This is a genomic window from Candidatus Delongbacteria bacterium, assembly GCA_020634015.1.
Classification (GTDB): domain Bacteria; phylum CAIWAD01; class CAIWAD01; order CAIWAD01; family CAIWAD01; genus JACKCN01.
Window position 1 is genome coordinate 1 of the sequence record JACKCN010000012.1, and the last position, 26461, is coordinate 26461.

Annotated in this window: 24 protein-coding genes; 15 read left to right on the plus strand and 9 right to left on the minus strand. The window is 63.4% G+C overall.

From position 1 onward, the window contains the following. Positions 1 to 35: 35 nt before the first annotated feature. Positions 36 to 1253 carry a transposase gene (locus H6678_15140; GenBank protein ID MCB9475135.1) on the minus strand — a complete coding sequence of 406 codons (1218 nt, stop codon included), beginning with the start codon at positions 1251 to 1253 and terminating at the stop codon, positions 36 to 38. 104 nt (positions 1254 to 1357) lie between these two features. On the opposite strand from H6678_15140, the gene H6678_15145 reads away from it, so the two are divergent. Further along, positions 1358 to 1828, plus strand: a complete 471-nt coding sequence (locus tag H6678_15145; protein MCB9475136.1) for a GIY-YIG nuclease family protein — start codon at positions 1358 to 1360, stop codon at positions 1826 to 1828. A gap of 173 nt (positions 1829 to 2001) precedes the next feature. On the opposite strand, the gene H6678_15150 is transcribed toward H6678_15145, so the two are convergent. The 3 genes from H6678_15150 to rocD form a co-directional block, all read right to left on the minus strand. Continuing rightward, on the minus strand, positions 2002 to 2865 hold the full coding sequence (locus H6678_15150) for a hypothetical protein (GenBank protein MCB9475137.1): 864 nt from the start codon (positions 2863 to 2865) through the stop codon (positions 2002 to 2004). A 93-nt stretch (positions 2866 to 2958) separates the two neighbouring features. Then, positions 2959 to 4488, minus strand: coding sequence for an aromatic amino acid lyase (locus H6678_15155; GenBank protein MCB9475138.1), 1530 nt, complete (start codon positions 4486 to 4488; stop codon positions 2959 to 2961). A gap of 106 nt (positions 4489 to 4594) precedes the next feature. Next, on the minus strand, positions 4595 to 5839 hold the full coding sequence (rocD, locus tag H6678_15160; GenBank protein ID MCB9475139.1) for an ornithine--oxo-acid transaminase: 1245 nt from the start codon (positions 5837 to 5839) through the stop codon (positions 4595 to 4597). 529 nt (positions 5840 to 6368) lie between these two features. Between rocD and H6678_15165 the strand changes: the two genes are divergently transcribed. The 3 genes from H6678_15165 to H6678_15175 all read left to right on the plus strand — a co-directional run bounded on the left by H6678_15165 (position 6369) and on the right by H6678_15175 (position 9514). Continuing rightward, on the plus strand, positions 6369 to 7523 hold the full coding sequence (locus H6678_15165) for a histidine kinase (protein MCB9475140.1): 1155 nt from the start codon (positions 6369 to 6371) through the stop codon (positions 7521 to 7523). Then, positions 7520 to 8284: a response regulator gene (locus H6678_15170; protein ID MCB9475141.1), complete on the plus strand. Its 765-nt coding sequence runs from the start codon at positions 7520 to 7522 to the stop codon at positions 8282 to 8284. Before H6678_15165 ends, H6678_15170 begins: the two co-directional genes overlap by 4 nt. A 225-nt stretch (positions 8285 to 8509) precedes the next feature. Next, entirely contained in the window at positions 8510 to 9514 is a 1005-nt protein-coding gene (locus tag H6678_15175) for an alpha/beta fold hydrolase (GenBank protein MCB9475142.1), read from the plus strand. A gap of 103 nt (positions 9515 to 9617) precedes the next feature. On the opposite strand, the gene H6678_15180 is transcribed toward H6678_15175, so the two are convergent. The 4 genes from H6678_15180 to H6678_15195 all read right to left on the minus strand — a co-directional run bounded on the left by H6678_15180 (position 9618) and on the right by H6678_15195 (position 13680). Beyond that, positions 9618 to 9797 (minus strand): hypothetical protein, encoded by a 180-nt coding sequence (locus tag H6678_15180; GenBank protein ID MCB9475143.1) that lies wholly within the window; start codon positions 9795 to 9797, stop codon positions 9618 to 9620. Between the two features lie 469 nt (positions 9798 to 10266). Continuing rightward, entirely contained in the window at positions 10267 to 11109 is an 843-nt protein-coding gene (locus H6678_15185; protein MCB9475144.1) for a flagellin FliC, read from the minus strand. A gap of 426 nt (positions 11110 to 11535) precedes the next feature. Continuing rightward, complete coding sequence (locus H6678_15190; protein MCB9475145.1) at positions 11536 to 12387, minus strand: flagellin; 852 nt, start codon at positions 12385 to 12387, stop codon at positions 11536 to 11538. 198 nt (positions 12388 to 12585) lie between these two features. After that, positions 12586 to 13680 (minus strand): hypothetical protein, encoded by a 1095-nt coding sequence (locus tag H6678_15195; protein MCB9475146.1) that lies wholly within the window; start codon positions 13678 to 13680, stop codon positions 12586 to 12588. 232 nt (positions 13681 to 13912) lie between these two features. On the opposite strand from H6678_15195, the gene H6678_15200 reads away from it, so the two are divergent. From H6678_15200 to H6678_15250, 11 genes are all read left to right on the plus strand, one after another. Next, positions 13913 to 14431, plus strand: a complete 519-nt coding sequence (locus H6678_15200) for an SUF system Fe-S cluster assembly regulator (GenBank protein ID MCB9475147.1) — start codon at positions 13913 to 13915, stop codon at positions 14429 to 14431. Further along, the gene (gene sufB, locus H6678_15205; GenBank protein MCB9475148.1) at positions 14428 to 15903 is read left to right on the plus strand and encodes a Fe-S cluster assembly protein SufB; all 1476 of its coding nucleotides are present in this window, start codon (positions 14428 to 14430) and stop codon (positions 15901 to 15903) included. Before H6678_15200 ends, sufB begins: the two co-directional genes overlap by 4 nt. Positions 15904 to 15929: 26 nt before the next feature. Next, positions 15930 to 16685: a Fe-S cluster assembly ATPase SufC gene (gene sufC / locus H6678_15210; GenBank protein MCB9475149.1), complete on the plus strand. Its 756-nt coding sequence runs from the start codon at positions 15930 to 15932 to the stop codon at positions 16683 to 16685. Beyond that, a complete protein-coding gene (sufD, locus tag H6678_15215; protein MCB9475150.1) occupies positions 16685 to 17965 on the plus strand; it encodes a Fe-S cluster assembly protein SufD in 1281 nt (426 codons plus the stop codon). Before sufC ends, sufD begins: the two co-directional genes overlap by 1 nt. A 16-nt stretch (positions 17966 to 17981) precedes the next feature. Further along, on the plus strand, positions 17982 to 19244 hold the full coding sequence (locus H6678_15220; GenBank protein MCB9475151.1) for a cysteine desulfurase: 1263 nt from the start codon (positions 17982 to 17984) through the stop codon (positions 19242 to 19244). Continuing rightward, entirely contained in the window at positions 19244 to 19696 is a 453-nt protein-coding gene (locus H6678_15225) for an SUF system NifU family Fe-S cluster assembly protein (protein MCB9475152.1), read from the plus strand. Before H6678_15220 ends, H6678_15225 begins: the two co-directional genes overlap by 1 nt. A gap of 17 nt (positions 19697 to 19713) precedes the next feature. Further along, positions 19714 to 20025, plus strand: a complete 312-nt coding sequence (locus tag H6678_15230) for a DUF59 domain-containing protein (GenBank protein ID MCB9475153.1) — start codon at positions 19714 to 19716, stop codon at positions 20023 to 20025. A gap of 253 nt (positions 20026 to 20278) precedes the next feature. Then, a complete protein-coding gene (locus tag H6678_15235; GenBank protein MCB9475154.1) occupies positions 20279 to 20974 on the plus strand; it encodes a hypothetical protein in 696 nt (231 codons plus the stop codon). Between the two features lie 67 nt (positions 20975 to 21041). After that, entirely contained in the window at positions 21042 to 22490 is a 1449-nt protein-coding gene (gene rmuC, locus H6678_15240) for a DNA recombination protein RmuC (GenBank protein MCB9475155.1), read from the plus strand. Beyond that, a complete protein-coding gene (locus tag H6678_15245; GenBank protein ID MCB9475156.1) occupies positions 22484 to 22849 on the plus strand; it encodes a VOC family protein in 366 nt (121 codons plus the stop codon). Before rmuC ends, H6678_15245 begins: the two co-directional genes overlap by 7 nt. A gap of 56 nt (positions 22850 to 22905) precedes the next feature. Continuing rightward, positions 22906 to 25650: a T9SS type A sorting domain-containing protein gene (locus H6678_15250; protein MCB9475157.1), complete on the plus strand. Its 2745-nt coding sequence runs from the start codon at positions 22906 to 22908 to the stop codon at positions 25648 to 25650. A gap of 100 nt (positions 25651 to 25750) precedes the next feature. Here H6678_15250 and H6678_15255 read toward each other — a convergent pair. After that, positions 25751 to 26461 (minus strand): hypothetical protein (locus H6678_15255; GenBank protein ID MCB9475158.1); only part of this gene is annotated, 711 nt, incomplete at its 5' end.

A 26461-nucleotide genomic window follows, 5' to 3' on the forward strand; every position in this document is an offset into this window, starting at 1 on the left:
TGTAAACGGCAAGGTTTAGGTAACAGGTTTGGCCACTATTTAGGTAACAACTCGCCGTTGACTAATTGTGGCTTATCCCCTTGGCTCGCCGCGAAGGCCGGAGGCTGAAGCGGCGAGCCAAAGCGCGCATCCGTTTCCCCCAGACAAACATTCGCAAACCATACACGCAATCGATCTTTGGGAGACATCTCAAGTCCAACCGGCCAATTGCTCAAGGCTTCGGTCAAGTAACACTCTCGATTGAGGTAACGGATAGTCCCTCGACGCCGTACCACCCGTACATCCATGTGCTTGGGATAGGCCACGGAATCGACATGCCCTGGATAGGGGCGATTCGATGAGTTGTACACCTGTGCCGGTGTACGCTGACCCAGTGCCTCATGAGGTCTCACCATGTTGAAGTCCATTCGCCAGGCATCAAATGCCTCTTGCTGTGTTGCCAGATCCGCTTTCGGGTCCACCTGCAATTCAGCCCGTACATCACGGTGCATCCTTTCATGGCCACCGTTGTCCTGGGGATGCCGTGGGCGGTTCCGGTACAGGTCGATTCCCAGAGCCAACCACCACGCGGATAGCTTGGTCAATCCGCACAATCCATTGCTGGCGGCAAATGGACGCCCGTTGTCACTGTGGATCACCTTGGGCATGCCGTATTGCTCGAAGACCCGCTCCATGACTGCACGCACGCCTTCCCATTTCAGACTGGGAAGCGCCTGGATCGCGAACAGGTACCGACTGTATTCGTCCCGTAGTGTCAACGGATCACAGCGGATTCCATTCCGAACATGCCACCATCCTTTGAAGTCTATGGTCCATACATCATTTGGAGCTTGTGCCGGAAGACCTTGCTGGAGACGAATACCCCCAGAGTGCCCCTGGCGGCGAGGAGGCACCATTCCACACTTTCCGAGCACGCGTCCGATTGTACGCTCGCTTGGAACCTCATCCTCCGGGTGGGACCGCAGAAGTATCACACGAAGTTTCTGAGGACCCCATGTCGGATGGAGATTGCGCTGACGCACGATCTCCATCACCATTTCTCCGACTGCTGGGTCCGGATCCGGACGTGGTCCCCGCTTCTGATCTTCCAGCCCGACAATGCCGAGCTGTTTGAACCTGTGAATCCACTTGTACCCAACTCTTCGGCTGATACCTGCTTCGCGACAAAGCTCCGATATGTTCGCTCCGCTCCCCAGAGCTGCAAGCACGAACTCATGGCGTGACTTCACTGCAGTAACCTCTTTCCAGCTCATCGTCGGTCCTCCTTGGATACCGACGATATTCTGGCGAACTGTTACCCAAACTCTGGCTAAACCTGTTACCTAAATCGTGGCCTCGTACCCGAAGGCAGGGTGGGATGGGGGCGACCAAAAATCGTCATTCCCGCGCATGCGGGAATCCCGATCGGTTACACGACAAGCATCTTTGTGTCAATCCCTCGCGACACTGCAACAGAGATTCGCACCTGAACCCCTTGTCCCCATTTACATCACATCCCCGGTTCACTGCATTGAGGAATTGCTGGAGACCGGAAGTGAAACTCCCCACAGTATACATCTTGGCCAGTCGCCGCAATGGTGTCCTGTATGTCGGGGTGACAAGTGATCTCGTGCAGCGGATCCATCAACACCGATCAGGGCTGTTCGAAGGATTCTGCAGGAGATATTCTGTGCATCGGCTTGTTCATTTCGAACACCATGGAACCATGGAAGCTGCAATCTTGCGTGAGAAGAGGATCAAGAAATGGCGGCGTGCATGGAAGATCCAACTGATTGAAGCGGGGAATCCTGAATGGGTGGATCTTTGGGCAGGGTTGCGGGATGTGTGATTGGGTTTGAATGTGGTTTGCGGTGTAACCGCTCGGGGCCCCCGCTTTCGCGGGGGTGACGTTCTTGTGGGGAGTGACATTCTGCTGATCGATTGCCGCTCTTTCGAGCCTGCATGAGAACAAAGGCCCGGGCTTCAGCCCGGGCCTTTTGATTCACACAAGGTGCGCCACCCTCAGGGCAGCGGGCTGCGGCCGATTTCGTTCATGCTGCCGGGCTCGGCGCGCAGTTTGATTTCCTCGCCGGAGCCGACCTTGAGGATGCCTTCGTACCACACGTCAAAGCCTTCGATCTTCAGCTGGTAGCTGCCGGGCATCAGGTCGAAGACGGTGCCGCTGGCCATTTCGTCAATGCCGGAGATCGAGAGTTCCACGCGCTTCTTGCCGTCGATGTAGACGCTGCACATGCCTTCCTCGGACATCACCACCAGCTTGGAGGGGCGCACGGCCACTGGTGCTGCGGCCGTCGTCGTGGTCGTGGTCGTGGTGGTGGTTTCCTGGATGCCCACGCTGCCGGTGGCGTCCATGCCGCTCACGTTCATGGTCAGGCCCACACCCTCCATGCCGGCCATGCCGGGAACGCCCATGCCCACTCCCACGCTCACGGTCTGGGAGGGAGCGCCGCTGACGGCCGTGGTGCTCACGGTGGTCGTGACCTGTTCGGTGGCCGGGGCCGCGGCCACGGGCTGGCTGCCGGGCAGGGGCACGGTGTCCAGCACCTGCACCTCGCCGTTGTTGAGGCTGATCCGGGTCAAGTAGCCGCCGGGCAGATCCACGGTGACATCGCTGTGCTTCTCGACCTTGAACAGCCCCTTGACCGCGTAGACCTCGATCAGGTGCTTGCCGTGGCTGGCCTCGGTGACCACCTTCATGCCCTCGCCGGGGCTCAGGTCCTGGCCGTCGAGCTTGGCGATGAACTTGGTGCTGGTGTAGATGAATTCAAGGCGCGCCGCCTGATTCGGGTTGCCGGCGGGTGTGTCCGCAAAACTCTGCAGGGCCAGGCCCAGCAGCATGCAGAGGGCGAGCATCAACTTCTTCATCGGGTCTCCTGTTTGCTGTCGTCAATGCATGAGCAGATCGAATTCCGGCTCGGGACCCATTGTTCCCGGTCGGTGGCCCCTGGGCCGGGGCGATCAGGACCAGCCCAGCGGACCGGTCAGTTCCTCGACCGCCTCGAGCACCTGGCAGGATTGCACCAGGGCCTTCATCGTATTGTGATCGTTGTAGAGCGGGCGATCCACGTCCAGGAAGGGCACATGCTCGCGAATCACGTTGCGGGCGCGCGTGACACCCGCGCCGTTGGTGAAGCCCCGGAAGTCCAGGGCCTGGGCGGCCGCCATCATCTCGATGCCCAGGATGCCGAAGGCGTTGTCCAGAATCTGCTCGTTCTTGAGGGCCGTGTTCATACCCATCGAGACGAAGTCCTCCTGGTCGGCGGCAGCGGGAATCGAGGCCACCGAGGCGGGCGCACAGAGCATGCGCTGCTCAACGATCAGGGTGTCGGCCGTGTACTGGCTGAGCATCATGCCGCTGTACATGCCGGCGCCCTTGGTCAGGAAGGAAGGCAGCCCCACACTGAGCGCCGGATTCAGCAGGCGGTTCAGGCGGCGTTCGCTGAGCACGCTGACCATGGTGATCGCCGCCGAGACCATGTCCATGGGCAAGGACACGGGCGTGCCCTGGAAGTTGGCACCGGTGAGGGTCAGGTTCTCATCGGGGAAGAAGATCGGGTTGTCGCCCACCCCGTTCAGTTCGATCTCGACCTGGCTGCGCGCCCAGCGCAGGGCGTCGTGTGCGGCTCCGATCACCTGGGGCGTGCTGCGCATGGAGTACGCGTCCTGGACCTTGGTCTTCATCTTGCCGCTCAGCAGGTCGCTGCCCTCGAGGCAGGCCCTTATCGAGCGCGCGCTGCGCACCGCGCCGCTGAAACCACGCACCTCGTGCAGGCGGCTCTCGTAGGGGCGCATGTTGGCCAGCAGAGCCTCCAGGCTCATCGCGGCGGTGATCTCGGCCTGGCGCAGCCAGCGGTCCATGTCGTACAGTTCAATGGCGCTGATCGCCGTCAGCAGATTGCTGCCGTTGATGGTGGCCAGCCCGTCGCGGGCCTGCAGCCCGGGCACGGGAATCCCGGCCTTGGCCAGGGCGTCGGAGCCCGACATGCGCTCGCCCTGGTACCAGGCTTCGCCCTCGCCCATCATCAGCAGCGCGATCTGGGACATGGGGGCCAGGTCGCCACAGGCGCCCACACTCCCCTTCTTGCAGACCACGGGCGTGACACCGCGGTTGAGCATCTCCACCAGCGTCAGCGTGATCTCGGGACGGCAGCCGCTGTTGCCGTGGGCGTGCACGTTGATGCGGCCCACCATCGCGCCGCGCACATGCTCGATGGGCGCGGGCTCGCCAATGCCGGCGCTGTGATTGTAGATCAGGTACTTCTGGAATTCCTTGACCTGCTCATCGTTCAGCACCACCTCGGAAAACTCGCCGATGCCCGTGTTCACTCCGTACATGATCTCGTGGGCCGCGATCTTCTTCTCCAGCATCGCGCGGCACTTCGTGATCGCCTGCAGACTGGCGGGCGCCAGTTCCACCTTCTCGCCGTGGCGCGCGATGGCGACCAGCTTCTCGATGCTCAGGCCGCTGCCGTCCAGGATGATGGCCATGATATCCTCACTGTAGATGGAGTGCCAAGGGCCCGCTCCCGCGGGGGAGGGGCCACAGAGGAACGATGGCACACAGGCACCGGGTCGTGTGCGCCGTGATGGCGGATCAGAACTCCGCCAGGGTCTTTTCGATGATGTCCACGCATTCCAGCAACTGCTCTTCCGTCATCACCAGGGGTGGTGCGAAGCGGATGATGTCGTTGTGCGTGGGCTTGGCCAGCAGGCCGTTCTCCTTGAGGGCCAGGCAGACATCCCAGGCGGTCTTGCCGTTTCTGGGCTGGATCACGATGGCGTTCAGCAGGCCCTTGCCGCGCACCAGGCTGATCATCGGGTGCTGGAGTGCCGAGAGGCGCTCGCGGAAGATCCGGCCCAGGCGCTCGGCGTTTTCCGCCAGCTGCTCGTCCTTGACCACTGCCAGAGCGGCCAATGCGACACGGCAGGCCAGCGGATTGCCGCCGAAGGTGCTGCCGTGTTCACCGGGCTGGATGCAGAGCATGATCTCGGCATCCGCGAGCACGGCCGACACGGGCAGCACACCTCCGGAAAGTGCCTTGCCCAGAATCAGGATGTCCGGGCGCACGTCTTCGTGATCGCAGGCCAGCATGCGGCCCGTGCGCGCGATGCCGGTCTGTACTTCATCGGCGATCATCAGCACATTGTGTTTGGTGCACAGCGTGCGCACACCGCGCAGGTAGCCCTCGTGCGGCACGAACACGCCGGCTTCGCCCTGGATGGGTTCCACCAGAAAACCGCAGACATCCGGATTGGACAGCGCCGTCTCCAGCGCGGTCAGGTCGTTGTAGGGCACCACATCGAAGTTGGGCATGAAGGGCCCGAAGCCCTTGCGACAGTCGGGATCGGTGCTGGCGGAAATGATGGCCATGGTGCGGCCGTGGAAATTGCCTTCGCAGACCACCACCCGGGCCCGGTTCTCGCCGATGCCCTTCTTCATGTAGCCCCACTTGCGCGCCAGCTTGATCGCGGTCTCGTCGCCCTCGACGCCGGTATTCATCGGCAGGGCCATGCTGAAGCCGAATGTCTCACACAGGGTGCGCTCGTACTCGCCGAGCACATTGTTGAAGAAGGCGCGGCTGGTGAGTGTCAGGGTCTGCGCCTGCTCGGTGAGCGCCGCGATGATGCGCGGATGGCAATGTCCCTGGTTGACGGCACTGTAGGCCGAGAGGAAATCGTAGTAGTGGATGCCTTCGGGATCCCAGACGTGCACCCCTTCGCCCCGGGCCAGCACCACGGGCAAGGGGTGATAATTGTGGGCGCCGTACTGTTCCTCCAGCTCGATTGCCTCGGCGGAGCTGACCTGCCCGTAGCTCAATGCGGTCAGGGTCTTGCTCATGGATGCCTCCAGGGAAATTGGGTGTCGTTCGGACAGGAATTCATGTTCGGGGTCGAAAACGGGCAGCCAGAACCGCTCAATCGCGGATTTGCTGGTCCTTGAAGCCGCGCCCAACATCGGAAAGGGCTGCAGCAAACTCAATTCGTGCTTTTTTCACTCTCAGCCAGTGAGGCGCATTGGCGCGTCTTCCGCCCTGATCCAGATCACAGGACAAGTCACGCACATCCCCACCTGCCGGTTTCCTGTGATCGGCAGGCGGGCCCCGGAACTTGGGTGCCATTGGGCAAGGACCCGCACCCACCGGATTCCCCGGTGCCCCGTTCGTCACATTTTGCGGCATGGGCCTTGGCGCAGCCCTATATTCCGCGTGGTCCGGAATCCGTCCCGAAAACATGGACTGGTTTCCACTCGAACCCCACGAACCTGAACTCACGGGGGACTCCATGAGCCGCAAGGCTCCACAGCACTGGGTGCGCGCCGCTTTCCGGCAGGCCATGCACCCCGGTCCCGGCATCGGCGGCAACCGCTGATGTCCGCGGACAACAGCCCATTCACTCGGCAGGCCCTGACCCTGCGGATCTACGCACTGCTGACCGTGGTGGGCGTGGTCTATTCTCTCGTGGGCCAGATCGGCACGCTGGTCACCGGCGGCGATGTCTATATCGTTCGCGGAATTCTGGTCGAGCTGATCTACTGGTACGCCTGGGGACCGCTGATTCCCTGGATCTACCGGATGGTCGAGCGCCAGATCCAGCGCGGCATCGGCACGCGCGAGCTGGTGATCAGGCAGTTCCTGGCCTCGCTGGTCTTTCCCCAGCTGGCCTGGCTGGCCCAGGTTCCGCTCTGGTTGATCTACTACTTCTGGTCCCAGGCCCTCACCGGCCGTCCCGTGATGGGCATGCTGGAGATCCTGAAGTACAACTTCCGCTCGTACTATCTGGATTACTTCGGGCTGTTTCTGGGCTCGGTGGTCTATGCGGGCATCGCGGGTGCCAGTCTGGCGCGGCTTTGGTGGCTGCGCTACCGGCAGGCTGAACTGGACCGGCTGCAACTGGAATCCCAACTGGCGCGCAGCGAGTTGCAGGCGCTGAAGATGCAGCTGCATCCGCACTTCCTCTTCAACACGCTGAACTCGATTTCCTCGCTGCTGCGTCGTGATCCGGAAAGCGCCGACCGGATGATCGCGCGGCTGGGTGAGTTCCTGCGCATGACCCTGGAGCGGGGTGAAAGTCCCGTGGTGAGTCTGGCCGACGAACTGGATTTCGTCGAGCGCTATCTGGCCATCGAGCAGATCCGCTTCGGCGAGCGCCTCAAGGTGGATGTGGAGGTGCAGCCCGAACTGAACAGCCTGATCGTGCCCAACCTGATGCTGCAGCCGATCATCGAGAATGCGGTGCGGCATGGGGTGGCCCGGCGGGCCGAAGCGGGCTGGATCCGGATTCAGGCCCGCATCGAGAACGGGCACGCCGTGATCCAGGTCATCGACAGTGGCGCCGGCGAGCACGGCACGCCCCGGCGCCAGACCCCCGAGAACGAAGGCATTGGCCTGCGCAACACGCGCGAACGCCTGCGACAGGTCTATGGTGCTGCGGCCAGTCTGGAACTGCATCGCCACCAGGATGGACGATTCGAAAGCCGGATCCAGATCGCGCTGCCCGGCCCCGAGACCGAGGAGAGCCCATGAGCACCAGTCCTGCCCGCGTCCTGATCGTGGACGACGAACAACTGGCACGCGAGCGCGTGCGAGAACTGCTGGGCGAGCATGCCGACTTCCAGGTCAGCGGCGAATGCGCCAATGGTCTGGAAGCCCTGCAGTACATCGAGAAGGACCCGGTGGATGTGATCTTTCTGGACATCCAGATGCCCGTGATGGATGGTTTCGAGCTGCTGCAGGAACTGGACAGCGCCACCCGCCCGCGCGTGGTTTTCATCACGGCCTGGGACCGCTATGCCCTCGAAGCCTTTCGCGCCCATGCCCTGGATTACCTGCTGAAACCCTTTGACGCCGACCGCTTCCGTGAGATGCTGGATCACGTGCGCAGCACCCTGAAGGACGAGGCCGGCCAGAGCCTGCGCTCCCAGCTGGAAAGCCTGCTCGAGGAGATCCGGCGCGAGCGCTCCTGGATCGATCGCTTCGTGATCCGCACCGGCAGCCGCGTGATTCTGGTTTCCGTGGACGATGTGGACTGGATCGAGGCCGAGGGCAATTACGTGACCCTGCACTGTGGCGAGCACAACTGGATGCAGCGCGAGACCATCAGCGCCCTCGAGCAGCGTCTGGACCCGGCCCGCTTCTGCCGGATCCACCGCAGCGCCATCGTGCGCCTGGACCGGATCCGTGAACTGCAGCCTGCCAGTCATGGAGATTTTCTGGTGCTGATGAAGAGCGGCAAGAAGCTGCAGATGAGTCGCAGTTATGCGAGGCGCTTCAAGGCGCTGGGCTGAGCGGCCCGTTGCCCGCGTGGCAATCCGGCTGAAAACAGGGCAAACCCATTCGTCCCTGAACGCTGGATTGCCCCTCAAGGGAATGCGTGATTGGGGCCGTCATGGGAACGGATGACAGAGGGCGCGAGGACCAGCAATGGGAATCGCGCCTTTTTTCTTGCCGCTCCGGGCTCGGGAGTCACGGACCTCCGCCATGGATGCCTGTCCTTCGATATACTGGCGCCCATGCCACTTGCAGGACCTTCACCCTACCGGCCCCCGTGGGGCTTTTCCAACCGCCACGTCCTCACGATCTGGCCGACCCTGGTCCGTCCACGCCCGCGCCCCGCGCTGCGGCGCAGCGAATTCACCACGGATGACGGGGACTTTCTGGAACTGGACTGGTGGATGACTGCCACCGGTTCCAACAGGCTGGCCGTGCTCTGTCATGGGCTGGAGGGCAGTTCGCGGGCCGTGTACATGCTGGGCATGGGCCGGGCGCTGGTCGAGGCGGGCTGGGATGTGCTGCTGATGAACTTCCGCGGCTGCGGGGGCAGGCCCAACAGGCTCTGGCGCTCCTACCACAGTGGCGAGACGGGCGACCTGCTGCAGGTGCTGCGGCACTGTGCCGCCGATGGCCGCTGGAACTGCCTGCTGCCGCTGGGCTTCAGTCTGGGCGGTAGCGTGGTGCTGAATCTGATGGCCCGCCATGACCACGAGCTGCCCAGCAGCGTCACCGGAGCGGTGGCGATTTCGGTGCCCTGCGACCTGGCCGGCTGCGCCCGCCAGATGGAACGCCGCGAGAACTGGCTCTACATGCAGCGCTTCGTGCGGCGCATTCAACGCAAGCTGAGGGAAAAAATAACCCGGCTGGACACCGGGCTGGACGAGGCGACAATTTCTCGGATGCGCACCTTCGTGGATATCGATGGGCACTATACGGCACCCGCGCATGGTTTCGAGAGTGCGGAGGATTACTGGTCCAGAGCCTCCTGCCTGCCCGATTTGGAACAGATCCGACGCTCGACCCTGCTGATCAGCGCCCTCGACGACCCCTTCCTGACTCCCGAGTGCTATCCGCGCAAATCCGCCGCCTCAAGCGACTGTTTCTGGCTTGACACTCCTCCTGCTGGAGGACACCTGGGATTCGTGGGGCGCTGGCAGGGAACGCACTACTGGCATGAAATCAGGGCCTGCGAGTTCGCGCACTCGCTGATCGAAACTGGCTCGGGCCCCGCTGGAAATCGCTGAAGATCTGCCCTGAGCATGCGCCAATAATGCAGCCCAAGTTGCATGAAAACATCTGTTTGTATTCAGGCAGCGCAGACCTGCACCGGGAAGATGCAGGTATCGATCAACAGGCGATCGCGGGCCGGGCGGCCGAATGCGACGCCTTTTCTTCCTTCTGCGCCGAGTGCACGCGCAGGGTGGGGTGATCACCCCTGAGGATCATCGCCACGAGATCGCTGCTGTCCTGCACGATCTTGTCGTAGCGGTCCTTGCCAAGAACGGCAATAACTTCCGCTGGATTCATCTGAACCCCCCTTCAAGCGTTACCACACACACCGTTTGCCGGGCTTGCCAAGCCCGTTGCCGGTCGTCGCGTTGCACATCGACCCCCCAGTCGAGAACCGCTTCGGAAGTGAGTTCTGAAGCAGGTGCAGGCGATTTTCCAGCCAGTCGGAACATTGGAACTCCACCAATTCTTTCCAAAGGATTTCTCGATCCCGGAAAGCTTTTGGCCACCGTCAACCACTTGGTGCAAGGCCACCGTCTTCGTCGGGGCAAGTACACCAGAAGGGCCGCAATGTCGGTTCCCGACTGGAGTCAACAGCAAGAACGGGGCCAATGACGAAATGTTTCCTCAACTCGACACTTCCCTGAATTCGAGCCGCCGGACCCGTGAGTCGCGAGTCCGGCGAGTTGCAAAGGGCCCGTCGTAACCCGGGCCCTTTGTGATGTGCAGAGACAGGACTTTCGGGAGAAAGCCCGCGAAGAGAGTTCTAAAGCAGTTGCAGAACGTAGTTGGGCATGCTGTTGGCTTGCGCCAGCATGGCCAGCCCGGACTGCATCAGGATCTGGGCCCGGGTGAAGCCGGCCATTTCCTGGGCGAAGTCCGTGTCGCGAATGGTGGACTCCGATGCCGTGGCCGTTTCCTGGGCGATCTGCAGGTTGCTGATCGTGTAGCCCAACCGGGTCACGAAGGCACCCAGTCGGGTCCGCTCGCTGTCCTTGGTGCCAATGGCGGAATCCATCTGGGTCAGGGCCGAGAGCGCCATGGTGGTGTTGGTCAGGTCCGCGGAATTCAGCCCCAGCGAGGAGGCGGTCATGGCCGTCAGCGACACCGAATAGTAGTCCTGATTCTGCGTGGTACCCGTGCCCACCTGCAGCCGCACACCGCCGTTGGTACTGCCCGAGCTGTAGGTGCCATCCAGCAGGTTCATGCCGTTGTAGTTGGTCACCGACGCGATCCGCGTGACCTCGCTCTTGAGCTGCTGGAACTCCACATCCAGATAGCTGCGGTCCAGACTGGACAGGGTGCCGTTGGCCGCCTCGACGGAAAGCGCCCGCATGCGGATCAGCTTTTCGTCAATGGTCGCCAGCGCTCCCTCGGCGGTCGCCAGCAGGTTGATGCCATAGTTGGCATTGCGTTCCGCCTCTTCCAGACTGGCGATCTGGGCTCGCAGGCGTTCGGACACTCCCAGGCCGGCCGGGTCGTCCCAGGAATGATTGATGCGCAAACCGGATGACAGTCGCTCGACTGACTTCTCGAGATCGCTCGAGTTCTTCGCCACCGTCCGCTGCGCGGCCATCGAGGTGACGTTGTGGTTGATACGAAGGGACATGGTGAACCTCCTGGTGAAATCTGGCCACCCTATCGGAGAGTTCTGAACTTTCTGCAGTCCTGTAAAAACAAATACTTGACTCGTTGCCACGCTCCCAAGTCCAATAATCACAACGACTAGCGAGCTTGGCCAGTTCTGAAATTCAGCACTTCGGAAGTTGAGAAGAATGAGGGGCGAGGGCCGGGCGCGGAAAAATCTGCCCTGCTCGGTGAATCTTCAGCTTTGGAGAATGAGTCGGGCTGCGGTACCGGACACTGGACCCGTCGATCGGAAAGGTCACGAGGTGGGTGGCACCAGGATCGGCGGGCCCCGAGAAGGCCGGGGCCGCTCTTCATGACGAAGAGCGACCCCGGTCGGGAGGCAAATGGCTCGAGGTGGTGGCCCGATCAACTCCACGGGGAGCCCGGGCCGGGCGTCATCGGGCGATCAGAACAGGCCCGCCACGATGTTGGGCAACTGGTTTGCCTGCGAGGTCATGGCGATGGTGGTCTGCATCCGGATCTGCGCGCGGGTCAGGCTGCTCATGGTTTCCGCCATGTCGGCATCCCGCACGGTGGACTCGGAGGTCACCGTGTTCTCGCGATGGATCATCATCGATTCCAGGGACAGTTGGAGACGGCTCACGTAGGAGCCCACCCGGGTCTGTTCGGTGCTCTTCAATATTTGCGCCGCATCGATGGTGCCAATGGCGGCCTGGGAGAGCGCCGTGTTCGTGAGTGACACGGAATCCAGGCCCAGGGCGCCAAGGCGCATGTCCGCCAGATTGACGTGGTAATAATCCTGGTTGGACACGTTGTAGGTGCCCAGATGGAACTTGATGCCCTGCCCATTGGGACCGCTGGCCCCCTGGGAATAGGTGCCATCCAGCAGCTTGATCCCGTTGTAGCGCGTCACTTCGGCCACCCGGTTGATCTCGCTCTTCAGTTGCTGGAATTCGTGATCCAGGTAACTGCGGTCCAGGCTGGACAGGGTGCCGTTCGAGGCTTCCACGGCCAGGGCTCGCATTCGCGTGAGCTTGTCATCGATGTTGTTCAGGCCCGCCTCGGCGGTCGAGAGCAGATTGATGGCATAACTCGCGTTGCGCTCGGTTTCCACCATGGACCCGATCTGCATCCGCATTCGGTCGGAGACCGCCATGGCGGCCGGATCATCCCAGGCCTGGTTCACGCGCAGCCCCGAACTCAGTCGATCGATCGAGGTCTGCGACTCGCGATCAACCTTGTACAGATTCCGGTGCGCCACCATCGAGATGACGTTGTGATTCATACGCAGTGACATGGAACCCTCCGTGGACATGCTCCGGCCTTCCGACCGGATGCTTTCCGTTCGTGTCGTCAATGCGCCAGTAGATCAGCAAGGCAAGGTACCCACGTCGCACAGGGTGCTGCGTCTGCTTGGCAAGATGTCGTTGGGTCAGGTTGCGAGGCCTTTTCCCGGTTCTCCACACCCCGATTTTCGGGTGTTGCGAAGAATCCTTTAATCCTCGTCTTCCGGTTCGGTCTCCGGATTGTCGCCGAAGAGGGCTTCGTAGTCGAAGACGACTTCGGGTTCCGGTTCCGGTTCGGGTGGGGTTGTATCCTCGGGAAGCAGAGCCAGGTACGCCGAGGCGGGAATGACCTGAAGCTCGGCCAGCTTGGCCGTGATCAGCTCGCGCAAACCAGCCACGACCCTGTCGAGGCTGCGGCCAATGCATTCCAGGCCGCGCAGCTCATCCAGCGCGGGAAGCAGCAGTGAGTCGATTTCACGCCCGTCGGCATAGATGTCCACGATGTAGGCGCGCAGCTCGCGTTCGTCGGAGGTCCAGGGCAGGACGCGCTGGAAGCACAGCCAGAATTCATACCCGTGCAGGCTCAGTTTCCAGTCCTGCAGGTTGGCGGCTTCCTGTTCTTCCTCGCGGCGCGGGGCATTGCGGTTGCCCGTGGCCTGGCCGCGGCCCCTGCCACGGCTGGAGTCTCCGCTGCGGGAGTCGCCACCGGCCCGGGGATCCCGGGGTTTTCCGTCGCGCGTCCCGCGCGTGCCGGCGGCCGCAGTGTTTCCACGGGAATCAGCAGTACCCGGTCGCCCCCCGCGACGGGATTCACCGCGACGCGGTTCGGCGCTGGAGGCATCACCGGGGCGCTTCTCACCAGCCGCGGGCGGCCGATTGGCATTGCGGGACTCCCCACGCCCGTCCGACCTGGAATCGTTCCGGCGGCCTCGAGCCGGTGCAGCTGCAGGGTCCTTGGGCTGCCCCTCACGGGGTTTGCTGGCGTCGGCTGCACGCCCTTCGCGGTTCTCGTTGGGACGACGACTGCGCCCCTCGCGCCGGGGCTGGTTGCTGCGCTCTCCCGCGGGCTTGTCGGCTGCGGGCCGGGGTGGGCGATTGTCGGCCGCGGGGCGGGGAGGACGGCTGTCGGCTCCCGGGGCCTGTCCTTCGGGACGTGGGCTGTTGTCGCCGGAGGAGGCACTGCGCGGGCGACGGCGTCCGCGATTCTGGGAACGGCCGCCGCGACGGGAGCCGCCATTGTTGCCGGATGAGGAGCCGTCCGGCCCTCCTGGAGAGCCCGAAGCGGGCGGGGTGGTGTTTTCCATGGCGCGGAATATAGGAACTGCCCCTTGGCCTCCGCGCGCTTCATTGGCTGGAACTGCATGAGCGGGCCGGTCCCGGCTGGAATTCGCGGGGCTCCAGATGGCGAACACTGTTATTTCAGGCAGGATCCGGACCTTCCAGCCTTGCCTTTTCCTTGCCCTACAGTTAACATGCGGACCAATTTGCGGGAATACAGGACCTGAAAGGTCCAGTTTGAGAGATGAAAGAACCGCCATGCTGCGAATCAGCCGCCAGACAGACTACGGTGTCTTCCTGATGACCATCTTCGGCCGTGAGGAAGTGGGCAAACTGATCAGTGCCCGGGACCTCGTGGCGCGCACACAGCTCCCCTTGCCCATGGTCAGCAAGATCCTCAAGGGCCTGGCGCGCAACGGCATCCTCGAGTCGCAACGTGGAGTACACGGCGGCTACTATCTCAGCCGGCCGGCGGACCAGCTTTCCGTCTCCGAAATCATCGAAGCCATCGACGGACCCATCGCCATCACCGAATGCGTGGATGAGGAAACCGGCTGCCGCTTCAAATCCGTGTGTCCCATGCACAGCAACTGGAGTCGGATCAACATGGCCATCGCCTCGGCGCTGTCCGATGTCACTCTGGCACAGATGTGCGACTGGGACCGACCGATGCCTCGCCTGAACCTGGGCAAGGCATTCGGCAATGGCAGCATCGGCAACGGCCGGACAGCGGCCGCGCCCCTCTCCGATGGATCACAGCAGGAGCCCAATTCATGACCCCCGACGACGGCATCAAGCCCGGCCTGAGCGAGAGCGAAGCCCAACTGGAAGCCCTGACCCAGAGCGAGTACAAATACGGTTTCGTGACGGAAATCGACACCGACGCGCTGCCTCCGGGCCTGAACGAAGACGTGATCCGTGCCATCTCGGCACGCAAGAACGAGCCTGAGTTCATGCTCGAATATCGCCTGAAGGCTTTCCGCCACTGGCAGAAGATGACCCTGCCCGAATGGGCGATGGTGCACTACCCCACCGTGGATTTCCAGGCCATCAGCTACTTCTCGGCCCCGCGCAAGAAGGATGGCCCCGCCAGCCTGGACGAGGTGGATCCCGAACTGCTGAAGACCTTCGAGAAGCTGGGCATCCCTCTGGGCGAGCGCGAACGCCTGGCCGGCGTGGCCGTGGACGCGGTATTCGACAGCGTCTCGGTGGCCACCACCTTCAAGGGCAAGCTGAACGAGCTGGGCATCATCTTCTGCCCCATTTCCGAAGCGGTGCAGACTCACCCCGAGCTGGTCAAGCAGTATCTGGGGTCGGTGGTGCCCGCGGGCGACAATTTCTACGCTGCCCTCAACGCCGCGGTCTTCAGCGACGGATCCTTCGTCTACATTCCCAAGGGCGTGCGCTGCCCGATGGAACTGAGCACCTACTTCCGGATCAACGCCCAGAACACGGGCCAGTTCGAGCGCACCCTGATCATCGCCGACGAAGGCGCCTATGTCAGCTATCTCGAAGGCTGCACGGCCCCGATGCGCGACGAGAACCAGCTGCACGCGGCGGTGGTGGAACTGGTGGCCCTGGATCACGCGCGCATCAAGTACTCCACCGTGCAGAATTGGTACCCGGGCGACAAGGACGGCAAGGGCGGGATCTACAACTTCGTGACCAAGCGCGGTCTCTGCGCGGGCGATCACAGCCGCATTTCCTGGACCCAGGTCGAAACCGGCAGCGCCATCACCTGGAAATACCCCAGCTGCATTCTCAAGGGCGACCACAGCGTGGGCGAGTTCTACAGCGTGGCCCTGACCAACAACATGCAGCAGGCGGACACGGGCACCAAGATGGTGCACCTTGGACGCCACACCAGCAGCACCATCATCAGCAAGGGCATCTCGGCCGGACGCGGGCAGAACACCTACCGCGGCCTGGTGGAGATTCACAAGAACGCCCACGGCTCGCGCAACTTCTCGCAGTGTGATTCCATGCTCATGGGCGACCGCTGCGGGGCGCACACCTTTCCCTACATCGATGTGCGCAATCCCAGCTCGAAGGTGGAGCACGAAGCCACCACCTCGAAAATCAGCGAAGACCAGATCTTCTATTGCCAGCAGCGCGGCATCGATCTGGAGGACGCCGTCTCGATGATCGTCAACGGATTCTGCAAGGAAGTGCTCAGCGAGCTGCCCATGGAATTCGCGGTGGAAGCCCAGAAACTGCTGGGTGTCAGTCTGGAAGGCAGCGTCGGCTGAGAGCCGGCGCGAACAGAGGAACACACATGCTCAGCATCAAGGATCTGCACGCCCGCGTGGCCGAGAAGGAAATCATCAAGGGAATCAGCCTTGAGGTCGGCGCCGGGGAAGTGCACGCCATCATGGGGCCCAATGGCTCGGGCAAGAGCACGCTGGCCAATGTGCTGGCGGGCCGAGAAGGTTATGAAGTCACCTCGGGCAGCATCGTCTACAATGGCATGAACCTGCTGGAACTGGAGCCGGAAATCCGGGCCCGCGAGGGCATTTTCCTGGCCTTCCAGTATCCGGTGGAGATTCCCGGCATCAGCAACACCTACTTCCTGCGCACGGCGCTCAACGCCATTCGACAGCACCGGGGCGAGGAAGAGCTGGACGCGCTGGACTTCCTCGAGCGTGTGCGCGCCAAGGTGAGCGAACTGCACATGGACGAGTCCCTGCTGAAGCGCCAGTTGAACACGGGCTTCTCCGGCGGCGAGAAGAAGAAGAACGAGATCCTGCACATGGCCGTGCTGGAACCGAAACTGGCCATCCTGGACGAAACGGATTCCGGGCTGGACATCGACGCCCTGCGCATCGTGGCCGATGGCGTGAATGCCCTGCGCGGCAAGGATCGTTCGATCATCGTGGTGACCCATTACCAGCGCCTGCTGGAGTACATCGTGCCCGACCGGGTGCATGTGCTGGCCGACGGACGCATCGCCGCCAGTGGGGACAAGGATCTTGCTCTCAAGCTTGAAGAAAGCGGCTATGGCTGGATCAAGTCTCACGCGGAGGTCCAGTGATGCCTGACTCACACGGACTCGCCGCCCGTCTGGAAGCCGTGACCGAACCGGCCGAGCGTGTGACTCTGGCCCGCGAGGCTCTGGCCCTGGGCCTGCCGCAGGCCCGCTCCGAGAACTGGAAGTACACGCGCACTCAGGGCCTGGACGCACTGCCCTGGTCGCCCGCCGCCGGTCTGGCGGAAAGCGACACGCGCACGCTGCTGGCCGAACTGGAGCAGCGTCTGCCCTTGGATGGCCCGCGTCTGGTCTGGGCCAATGGCAAGTTCCAGGCCGAACTGAGCCGCCTGGACGGCCTGCCCGAAGGGCTGGAGTTCAGCCTGATTGACCGGGCCGGCGAGCAGGAACTGTTGCGGCGCCGCAAGAACCGCGCGCTGCCCGAGGAGCGCCATCCGCTGGACACGGTCAACGCGGCCCTGTTCAACACGGGATTCCAGCTGGTGCTGCAGGCGGGAGTGCGCTGCGAGAAGCCACTGGCCGTGATCCATCTGCAGGGAACCGCATCCGTCGCTGGCACCGTGCAGTGCCGCAACCTGATCCGACTGGACGAGGGTGCCGAGCTGACTCTGCTGGAATGCAACGTGGGCCATGCTCCCGGATCCACCGCGACTCACACCAGCGACTGGACCCTGGCCAAAGGAGCCAGGGCGTCGCACGTACGCGTGCAGGCCGTGCGCGGCGAGGCTTTTCGCATCAGTCATCAGTTCGTCGAGCTGGCTGGTGATGCGGCCTTCGATGGCACCACGATCAGCCTTGCCGGCGAGACGATCCGCAATGAGAGCCTGGTGCGCCTGAATGGCCCCGGGGCGTCCGCGGCGCTGGCCGGACTGGGGCTGCTGGATGGCAAGCGCCACCTGGACAGCCACACCTGGCTGGATCACGCCGTGCCCGACTGCAACAGCCACCAGCTCTTCAAGCACGTGCTGGATCAGGGCAGTCGCGCGGTGTTCACCGGCCACATTCTGGTGCGCCAGGATGCCCAGCACACCGACGCGATCCAGAACAGCAAGTCGCTGCTGCTCTCCGACGAGGCGCGGGCCAACACGCGCCCCCAGCTCGAGATCCATGCGGACGATGTGAAGTGCACGCACGGTGCCACGGTGGGCCATCTCGAAGAAGAGGGCCTGTTCTACCTGCGCTCGCGCGGCATCGACGGCGACATGGCCCGACGCCTGCTGGTACGTGGTTTCGCCCAGGACGTGGTGGACCAGGTGACACACCCGGATCTGCAGGCCCCGCTGGGCGACTGGGTGCAGCGGCACTTCGAATCCGACGAACGCTAAGGAAGGGCTTCCCCCCATGGAATTCAGGCCCGAATGTGCCGGCTGTCTGGCGGATCTTCCGCCCATCGATGCGGAAATCCTGCGCCTGGATTTTCCCGCCCTGCACCAGGAAGTGCGCAAGAAGCCTCTGGTCTATCTTGACAGCGCGGCATCCACGCACAAGCCACAGTCGGTCATCGATGCGGTGACCCAGGTCTACACGCGCGATTACTCCAACATCCATCGGGGTGTCCATGAGCTCAGCGTGCGCGCCACCCGGATGTTCGAGGCCGCCCGCGAGAAGGTGCGCTGTCACCTGAACGCCCGCGAGGTGGGCGAGATCATCTTCACCCGCGGTACCACCGAGGCGATCAACCTGGTGGCACAGAGCTGGGGCCGGGCCAATCTCAAGGCCGGTGACGAAGTGCTGATCACCTGGATGGAACACCACTCGAACATCGTGCCCTGGCAGATGCTGCGCGACCAGCTGGGCATCGTGCTCAAGGTGGCTCCCGTGGACGATCGCGGCGACGTGCTCATGGAAGAGTTCGAGGCCCTGCTCTCACCGCGCACCAGACTGGTGAGCGTGGCGCACATCTCGAATGCGCTGGGAACCGTGAATCCGGTGGCCGAGATGATTCGCCTGGCCCATGCCCAGGGCGCCATCGTGCTGGTGGATGGCGCGCAGGCGGTGGCGCACACGCGCATCGACCTGCAGGAACTGGACGCCGACTTCTACGCCTTCTCCGGGCACAAGATCTACGGCCCCACCGGCATCGGCGTGCTCTATGGCCGCAAGGAGCTGCTGGCGGCAATGCCGCCCTGGCAGGGCGGCGGAGACATGATTCTCTCGGTCACCTTCGAGAAGACCACCTACAACGAGCCGCCCTACCGCTTCGAGGCGGGCACCCCCAACATCTCGGGCGCAGCCGGCCTGACCGCTGCCCTGTGTTACGTGTGCAACCATGGGGTCGAGCAGATCGCGGCCTGGGAGAATGAACTGCTGGCTTATGCCACCGGTTGCCTGGAGGAGATTCCCGGATTGCGGATCATCGGTCAGGCACGCGAGAAGTCCTGCGTGCTCTCGTTCGTGCTGGACGGGATCCACCCCCACGACATCGGCACCGTGCTGGACATGCAGGGTGTGGCGATTCGCACGGGCCACCATTGTGCCCAGCCGGTGATCGAACGCTTCAACGTGCCCGCCACCGCGCGGGCCTCGCTGGCGGTGTACAATACCAAGGACGATGTGGATGCGCTGGTCAAGGCCGTCCTGAAGGCGCAGGAGATCCTGGGATGATGGACGATCTGCAGCAGCTCTACCAGGAAATCATCCTGGATCACAACCGCAACCCGCGCAACTTCGGCACCCTCGATCCCTGCACGCACCACGCCGAAGGATACAATCCGCTCTGTGGCGACCGGCTGGAACTCTTCATCAATGTGGACGAGGACGGCCTGATCGAGAACCTGCGTTTCACGGGCAAGGGCTGCGCCATCTCCACGGCGGCGGCCTCGCTGATGACACAGCACGTGCTCGGTCGCCGGGTCGCCGAGGTGGAAGGCCTGATCGAGGAATACCATCTGGTGGTCACGGGGCAATTGGCTCCGGAAAATGCTCCCACCCTGGGCAAACTGAAGATCTTTTCCGGGGTGGCCGAATTCCCGAGCCGCGTGAAGTGTGCCACCCTGTGCTGGCACACCCTGCGCAGCGCGCTCACCCGGGCCGAGCCCGGGACCACCACAGAATAGCAGTGGAGGAATGCACCATGGACAAGGACGCACTGCGCGACAAGATCGTCGAGGTGCTGCGCACCATCTTCGACCCGGAAATTCCCGTGAACATCTACGACATGGGCCTGATCTACGAGATCAATGTGGACGACTCAAACGCGGTTCACATTCGCATGACCCTGACCTCGCCCACCTGCCCGGTGGCCGAGAGCCTGCCTCCCGACGTGCGCAACAAGGTGCGCGACATGCCGGAAGTCAGCGACTGCACCATCGAACTGGTCTGGGAGCCGATCTGGGACCGTTTCATGATGAGCGAAGCCGCTCGCCTGCAGCTCGGCTTCTACTGATGCACGACCGCAGGTCGTGAACGAACCCGTCCTTTCTGGCCGCTCGATCGCATCGAGCGGCTTTCTCTTTTGAAAACAATTTCCTGCGACCATTCTCCGGGCCTGGAAGCATGCGAGGCTGCGGGCGACGTGGGCGGCAAGAGAAGTGGCCCCGAAGAACCCTCCGCAGGTGGCAGGAATCCCGGCCTCGCCTCCCCGTCCCGCCCAGATCCTACATTCGCTGCGTTCACAAACGAAACTCTCGAGAGTAGCCATGGCCATTGAATTCCGACCGCTCTCCGTCAATCTGAACGCCGCCCTGAATTTGCTGGTGCTGGAAATCGACGGCATGCATGTGGAGGCTTCCTCCACGGAGATCCGGATGTGGCTGATGGCCCTGCAGGGCGAGGCCATGCATCGCTGGCAGGGGCGCGAGCCCTCCAGCATCCCGGAACTCCAGGAAGCCCGCCGCCTGTATCGCGTGACGGGCACCGACCCCACGCGCACCCGCCCCTCATCGGAAGCCCTGTTGCGACGCACCCTGAAGGGCCAGGAACTGTACTCGATCTCCAACGCCGTGGACATCTGCAATGGGTGCTCACTGGAACTGCTGCTGCCGTTGGGTCTGTATGACCGCGCGACCCTCGATGCACCACTGGAAGCACGGCTGGGTCTGCCGGGCGAGAGTTACCCGGGAATCCGCAAGGACGAGGTGCATCTCGAAGGCCGTCTGGGACTCTTTGACCGCAAAGGTCCCTTCGGCAGCCCCACCAGTGACTCCCTGCGGAGCTCGGTCACCAGCTCCACGCACGAACTCCTGCTGGTGATCTACAGCTCGGCCCTGCGCCCCGCAGCCGCCCTGCTGGATCTGGGCCGGCATTTCGCGGGGCACTTCCGCCATCTGGGCGATGCAGGCGGGATCAGGGCCTGCCGCGTGGCCGACACGGTGGGGCCCTGGGTGGAACTTTGAATCCCGATCACGTCACACACTGAACGGGCTGTCCGGACATCGGGCAACCAGGGAGACACAGCACATCATGAATTCCGTCCACTATCCAAGTCTGATTCTCGGTCTGCTGCTGGCGGCAGCGGCGGGCGCCTTTCTCCTGCTCTGGCTGCGCGGAACCCAGCAGCGCCGCGAACAGGACATGCAGACCCGGCTGGCGGAATCCCTGCGCCGCGAGGGCGAGCTGCAGGAACGTCTGCACCGGGGTGAACTGGAACAGAACGAGCTGCGCCAGCGCATGGACGCGGAACGCCAGCGCGCCAGCGGACTGGAAAAGGATCTTGAGGTCGAGCGCGCCCGGCTCGAGGAGCGCATCTCGGCGCTGCAGCTGGCCGAGGAACGCCTCAAGGAAAGTTTCTCGCTGATCAGCCAGCAGGCACTGGACAGCAACGCCAAAAGTTTCCTCAGTCTGGCCGAGGAGCGCTTCCGCGGCCAGCAGGGTGTGGCGGTCAAGGATCTCGAGGCCCGCCAGCAGGCCGTGGACGCCCTGGTCAGACCCATTGCCGAAACCATGAAGAAACTGGAAGACCAGCTTCAGAACGCCGAGCGCCGCACCGAAGGCAGCGGAGCGGCGCTGCGCAACCAGCTGGAAGCCGTGACACAGGGGCAGAAGGAGCTGGCCGCCGAAACCGATCGCCTGCGCCGGGCGCTCCGCCAACCTGGAGTACGCGGTCGCTGGGGCGAAATGCAGCTCAAACGCGTGGCCGAACTGGCGGGCATGCTTGAGTACTGCGACTTCGAACTGCAGCGCACGGTCGTGGAAAGCGAAGGCGGGGTGCGCCGCCCGGACATGGTGATCCATCTGCCGGGTGGCAAATCGATGGTGGTGGACGCCAAGACCGTGATGGACGCCTACATGGAGGCCATTGACGCCCCCACCGAAGAACTGCGTCAGGAACAGATGGCCCGCCACGCCCGCCAGGTGCGCGACCAGATCACGCTGCTGAGCGGCAAGGCCTACTGGAACAGCCTGGAACACACGCCGGAATTCGTGGTGATGTTCATCCCGGGCGAGGCCTTCTACAGTGCGGCCCTGCAGCAGGACCCGACCCTGCTGGAGTATGGCTCGGAAAAGCGCGTGCTGCTGGCCGGACCGACCACGCTGCTGGCCCTGCTCAAGGCGGCATCCTACGGTTGGCAGCAGGAAGTGATGACCGAGAATGCGCGCCGTGTGGCCGACACGGGCAAGGAGCTCCACGAGCGCCTGCTGGTGTTCGCCAGACACTTCTCGAAAGTGCGCAGCGGGCTGCAGAGTGCGGTGGACGGATACAACAGCGCGGTCAGTTCCTTCGAGAGTCGCGTGCTTGTCAGCGCCCGCCGGATCGAGGAACTGGGTGTGCCGGTGAAGGAAAGCCTGGGATCACAGAGTCCCATCGACACCCAGCCTCGTGCGTTGACCACCGCATTGCCTGGCGCCGACACGCACGCGGATGTCGTGACACAGAAAACCCCTGAGACAACCCCGGAGGATCCATGCTGACGCGTTTCTCCCATGTGATGATGTACGTGAGCGATCTGGAGCGCGCCATCGCCTGGTATTGCCGCCACCTGGGCTTCGTGACCCGCATGGTGGCACCCGGACACTATGCCAGCCTGCATCACGCCGGCATCGCCTGTCGGTTGGATCTGCATCCCAGCGAGAGCCAGGGCCGCGACGTGGGCTTTGGGCCGATTCCGTACTTCGAGGTGAGCGAGCTGGACGAGTTCCTGGCCCGACTGGCCGCAGACGGCGTCAGAACCGGGGTGCCACGCAGCGAAGGTGGCAGCCCACGCTTCGTCACCATCTGGGATTCGGAAGGAAATGCACTGGGGCTTGGCGAGGCGGAGCGGGAGCGCTGATCAACGCGCGTCACGCGATGGATGCGTGTGCAACCCGGGTCGACGCAGGAGGCGTGATGCATCGTGCCACCATCCTTGGTTTCCTCTGGCTGCTGGCCCTGACTTCCCGGGGTCTTGCCATCGCCCTGGGCGACTGCACGGGACATTCCCCTCTACCCGGCGGGATCGTGCTCGAGACCGCAGAGGGCAGTCTGCGCATTCTGGTGTTCCGTGATGACATCCTGCGACTGGACCTGCTGCCCCCCGGCACCAGCGAAATGGATTCCACGGCAATGATCATCCAGTCGCCCGCCGGGGGCGAACCACTGGTCCTGCTGGACGATGGCGAAACCCTGAGTCTGCCCGGCATTCAGCCCGCCCTCCGTTTCAGCAAGTACCCCCTGCGCATGAGAGCCGCTCTTCCGGGTGGCGGTGAACTGCGGGAACCGGAGGAAGGAGGCTGGCTGCGTGAGGGGAGCACGCGCGAACTGCGTCTGGAACTGGAACCCGGCTGGCACTTCGGTGGCACGGGGGAACGCGGTGTGGGGCCCGATCTGGCAGGCCTGTCATTCGGAATGCGCAACACGCAGGTCGGGGGCTACGGGGGTCCGCTGTCCGAAATGAACATCAATGTGCCGGTGCTCGTATCCTCCGCGGGCTTTGGACTGCTGGTCGATTCCAGCTGGCCCGGACACATCGATCTGGGCTCCGGAGGCAGCGGTCAGCTGTCCTGGACCCTGCCCGGCGGAGACTTGTCGGTGTTCCTGTTCCGGGCTGACGATCTGGCGGATCTGGTCGAGCAGCACACCTGGCTCAGCGGCCGCCCACCGCTTCCCCCACGCTGGTCTCTGGGCTACCTGCAGTCGAAGTATGGCTATCGCACACAGCAACAGGCGCTGGATCTGGTCAGCGGCTTCCGCGAGCGCGGCCTGCCCCTGGACGGATTGGTGCTGGATCTGTACTGGTTCGAACGCATGGGCGACATCGACTGGAATCCCGCAGCATTCCCAGATCCTGCCGGGATGCTGGGCGACCTGCTGTCTCAGGGCGTGCATACGCTGCTGATCACCGAGCCCTATGTGACCGAAGGCTCCCGCCTGTTCACTCCTTTGCTCACGGAACACCCCGAGTTTCTTGCCCATGACCAGAACCTGTCGCCCTGGCGCATTCCGGATTGGTGGTCCTGCGGGTGTGATGCACTGCTGCTGGATTTCAGTCTGCCCGCCGCGGGAAACTGGTGGTGGCAGCAGCATCTGCCGCTCTTCGAGCTTCCAGTGGCCGGTCTCTGGACCGATCTGGGCGAGCCCGAGCGCCATCCCGGCGGGATGCTGCATGCCGGGGGGTCCGCGGACGAAGTTCACAATGTCTACAACCTGTTGTGGACAGGATCTCTGGCCGAGGGCTTCGCCGCGGCTCGTCCCAACCAGCGCTTCCTCAGCCTCAGTCGGTCGGGAACCGCGGGCAGCCAGCGCTACGGCACCTTCACCTGGAGCGGGGACGTGTCACGCAGCTGGGGCGGCCTGCAGGCCCAGATACCCATCCTGCTGAACATGGGCCTGTCCGGATTTCCCTGGCACGGCAGCGATCTGGGCGGCTTCTGCTGTGGTCCCGCGGACGGAGAGCTCTACCTGCGCTGGTTGCAGGCGGGCAGCCTGTCTCCCGTGATGCGTGCCCACGGTGTGGATGACATTCCCACCGAGCCATGGGGCTTCGGCCCGGTGGTGGAAGCCGCGGCCGCGCTGGCCCTGCGTGAGCGCCAGACGCGTCTGCCCCTGCTCTACTCGCTGGCCTGGCAGGCACATGCCAGTGGAGTACCCGTGGCCCGCCCCCTGACCTTTGCCGATCCAGACTGGGATCCTCTCTGGCAGGTCAACGACAGTTGGTTGCTGGGCGAGGATCTGCTGGTGGCTCCCGTGTTGCAGCCCGGAGCCACCAGCCGCGCCGTGATCTTGCCCATGGGTGAGTGGATCGACATCGCCACGGGCCAGCGCTACTCCGGGCGGCAGACCGTCGTGTTGCCCGCCCCGCTGGATCGGTTGCCGCAATTGGTGCGCGCCGGGGGAATTCTGCCTTCCCAGCCCGCCATGGATTGGGCCGACCAGTTCCCGCTGGACACCCTGGGGCTGGATCTCTGGCCGCGCCCCGGGGCCAGCCGCTCCTTCATCCTCCACGAAGATCAGGGCGAGAACCTGGACTACCTGAGCGGGATCCACTGCCAGACCCTGCTCGAGCTTGAATGGCACTCTCTGCCCGGGGATCTGGCCGAGGTGGACCTCTGGATCACACCGGACGGATCCTGGCCGGGCATGCCGCTGCAGCGAATCTGGCGGCCCGTGTACCACGGATTCCCCGATCCTCCGCAGACCGTTCTCGTGGATGGACAGGAAGCTCAGGAGGCGGCGGGTCCCGAGGAACTGGGAACGCTGGCGGCCGGATGGTGGCACGATGCGCAGGGAGAGCGTGTGCTGGTGCAGGCCAGCGGATCCTGCCTGGCTGCCCACAGAGTCCAGTTGTCGGGTCTGCCCGCCGAAACGGCAGTGGACCGGGGTGCCGGACCACTGGCCTGGAGGCTCGCTCCTCCCTGGCCAAATCCCTCCAATGGCCAGGTTGTTCTGTCCTGGCGCATGCCTGTACCCGCAAGCGTGAGTCTGGAACTGTACGACATACAGGGTCGTCTGACGACCCTGATCACGAAGGAGGAGCAGGCGGCAGGCAGCCACCAGCTCACTCTCGACACCGCACGTCTCCCTTCCGGCGTGTACTTCCTGCGGCTCACCGGAAACGGCTGGCAGGAAACCCGCAAGTTGACCGTCGTGCGCTGACCGGACGGACACTTCCCACGGCACACAACGAGAGAGAAGACCGGGGCCCCTCATGGAGACTCCCGGCCCTTTCAGTCCGACTCGGCTCAGCCAACCCGGTTCAGGGCAGTACGAGCCTGAATCCGCCCATGCCTGCGGTCAATGGCACCAACACTGTGTTTTCACCATTGAGTTCAACCACCGGTTCCGTCACCGTGATCCAGGTCGGAAGCAAAGGCTCGTCGGCACGCTGGAGCACGAAGCCCGTGGATGGCGCGGGCCAGTGCAGGCGCAGGTGGGACGGATCCAGCACCGCGTCATGGTCGATCTGCAGGATTGGCGCGACCGGCACCCAGCGCTGCACGATCAGGTTGTCAAAGAAGTACATGGGCGATGATGTGGGGCCCTGGTACGGGCAATCGATGATCGCCACACTGAAGGGTGCCGGCGCGCTCAGGTCCAGCCGGCCTTCGGCGTATTGCATCTGCTGCCAGTCCCCGCGCGCCCAGACGGTGGTCTGCACCGGATCGCTGGTCGAATTGGCGAAGGTACGCACGCGAATCTGGGTGGTGATGTCCGTCTCGCCGGCCAGGTCCGCCGTGCAGAAGCTGACCGTCAGGTCCGTCAGCGGCTGGCTGAACTGCAGCTCCATCACATTGTCGTACAGGCTACCCGGAAAGCCGAAGTTGCCGGAAAAGACCTGGGGCAGAAATCCGGAGATGTTGTTCTGGATCGACCAGGAACTCATCAGGGTCGAGTAGGAGACCGTCAGTCCGTTCTGGCTCTGGGTCGCGGGCAACTGCATGCCGGGGCCGACGGCCGGCGAGCCCGT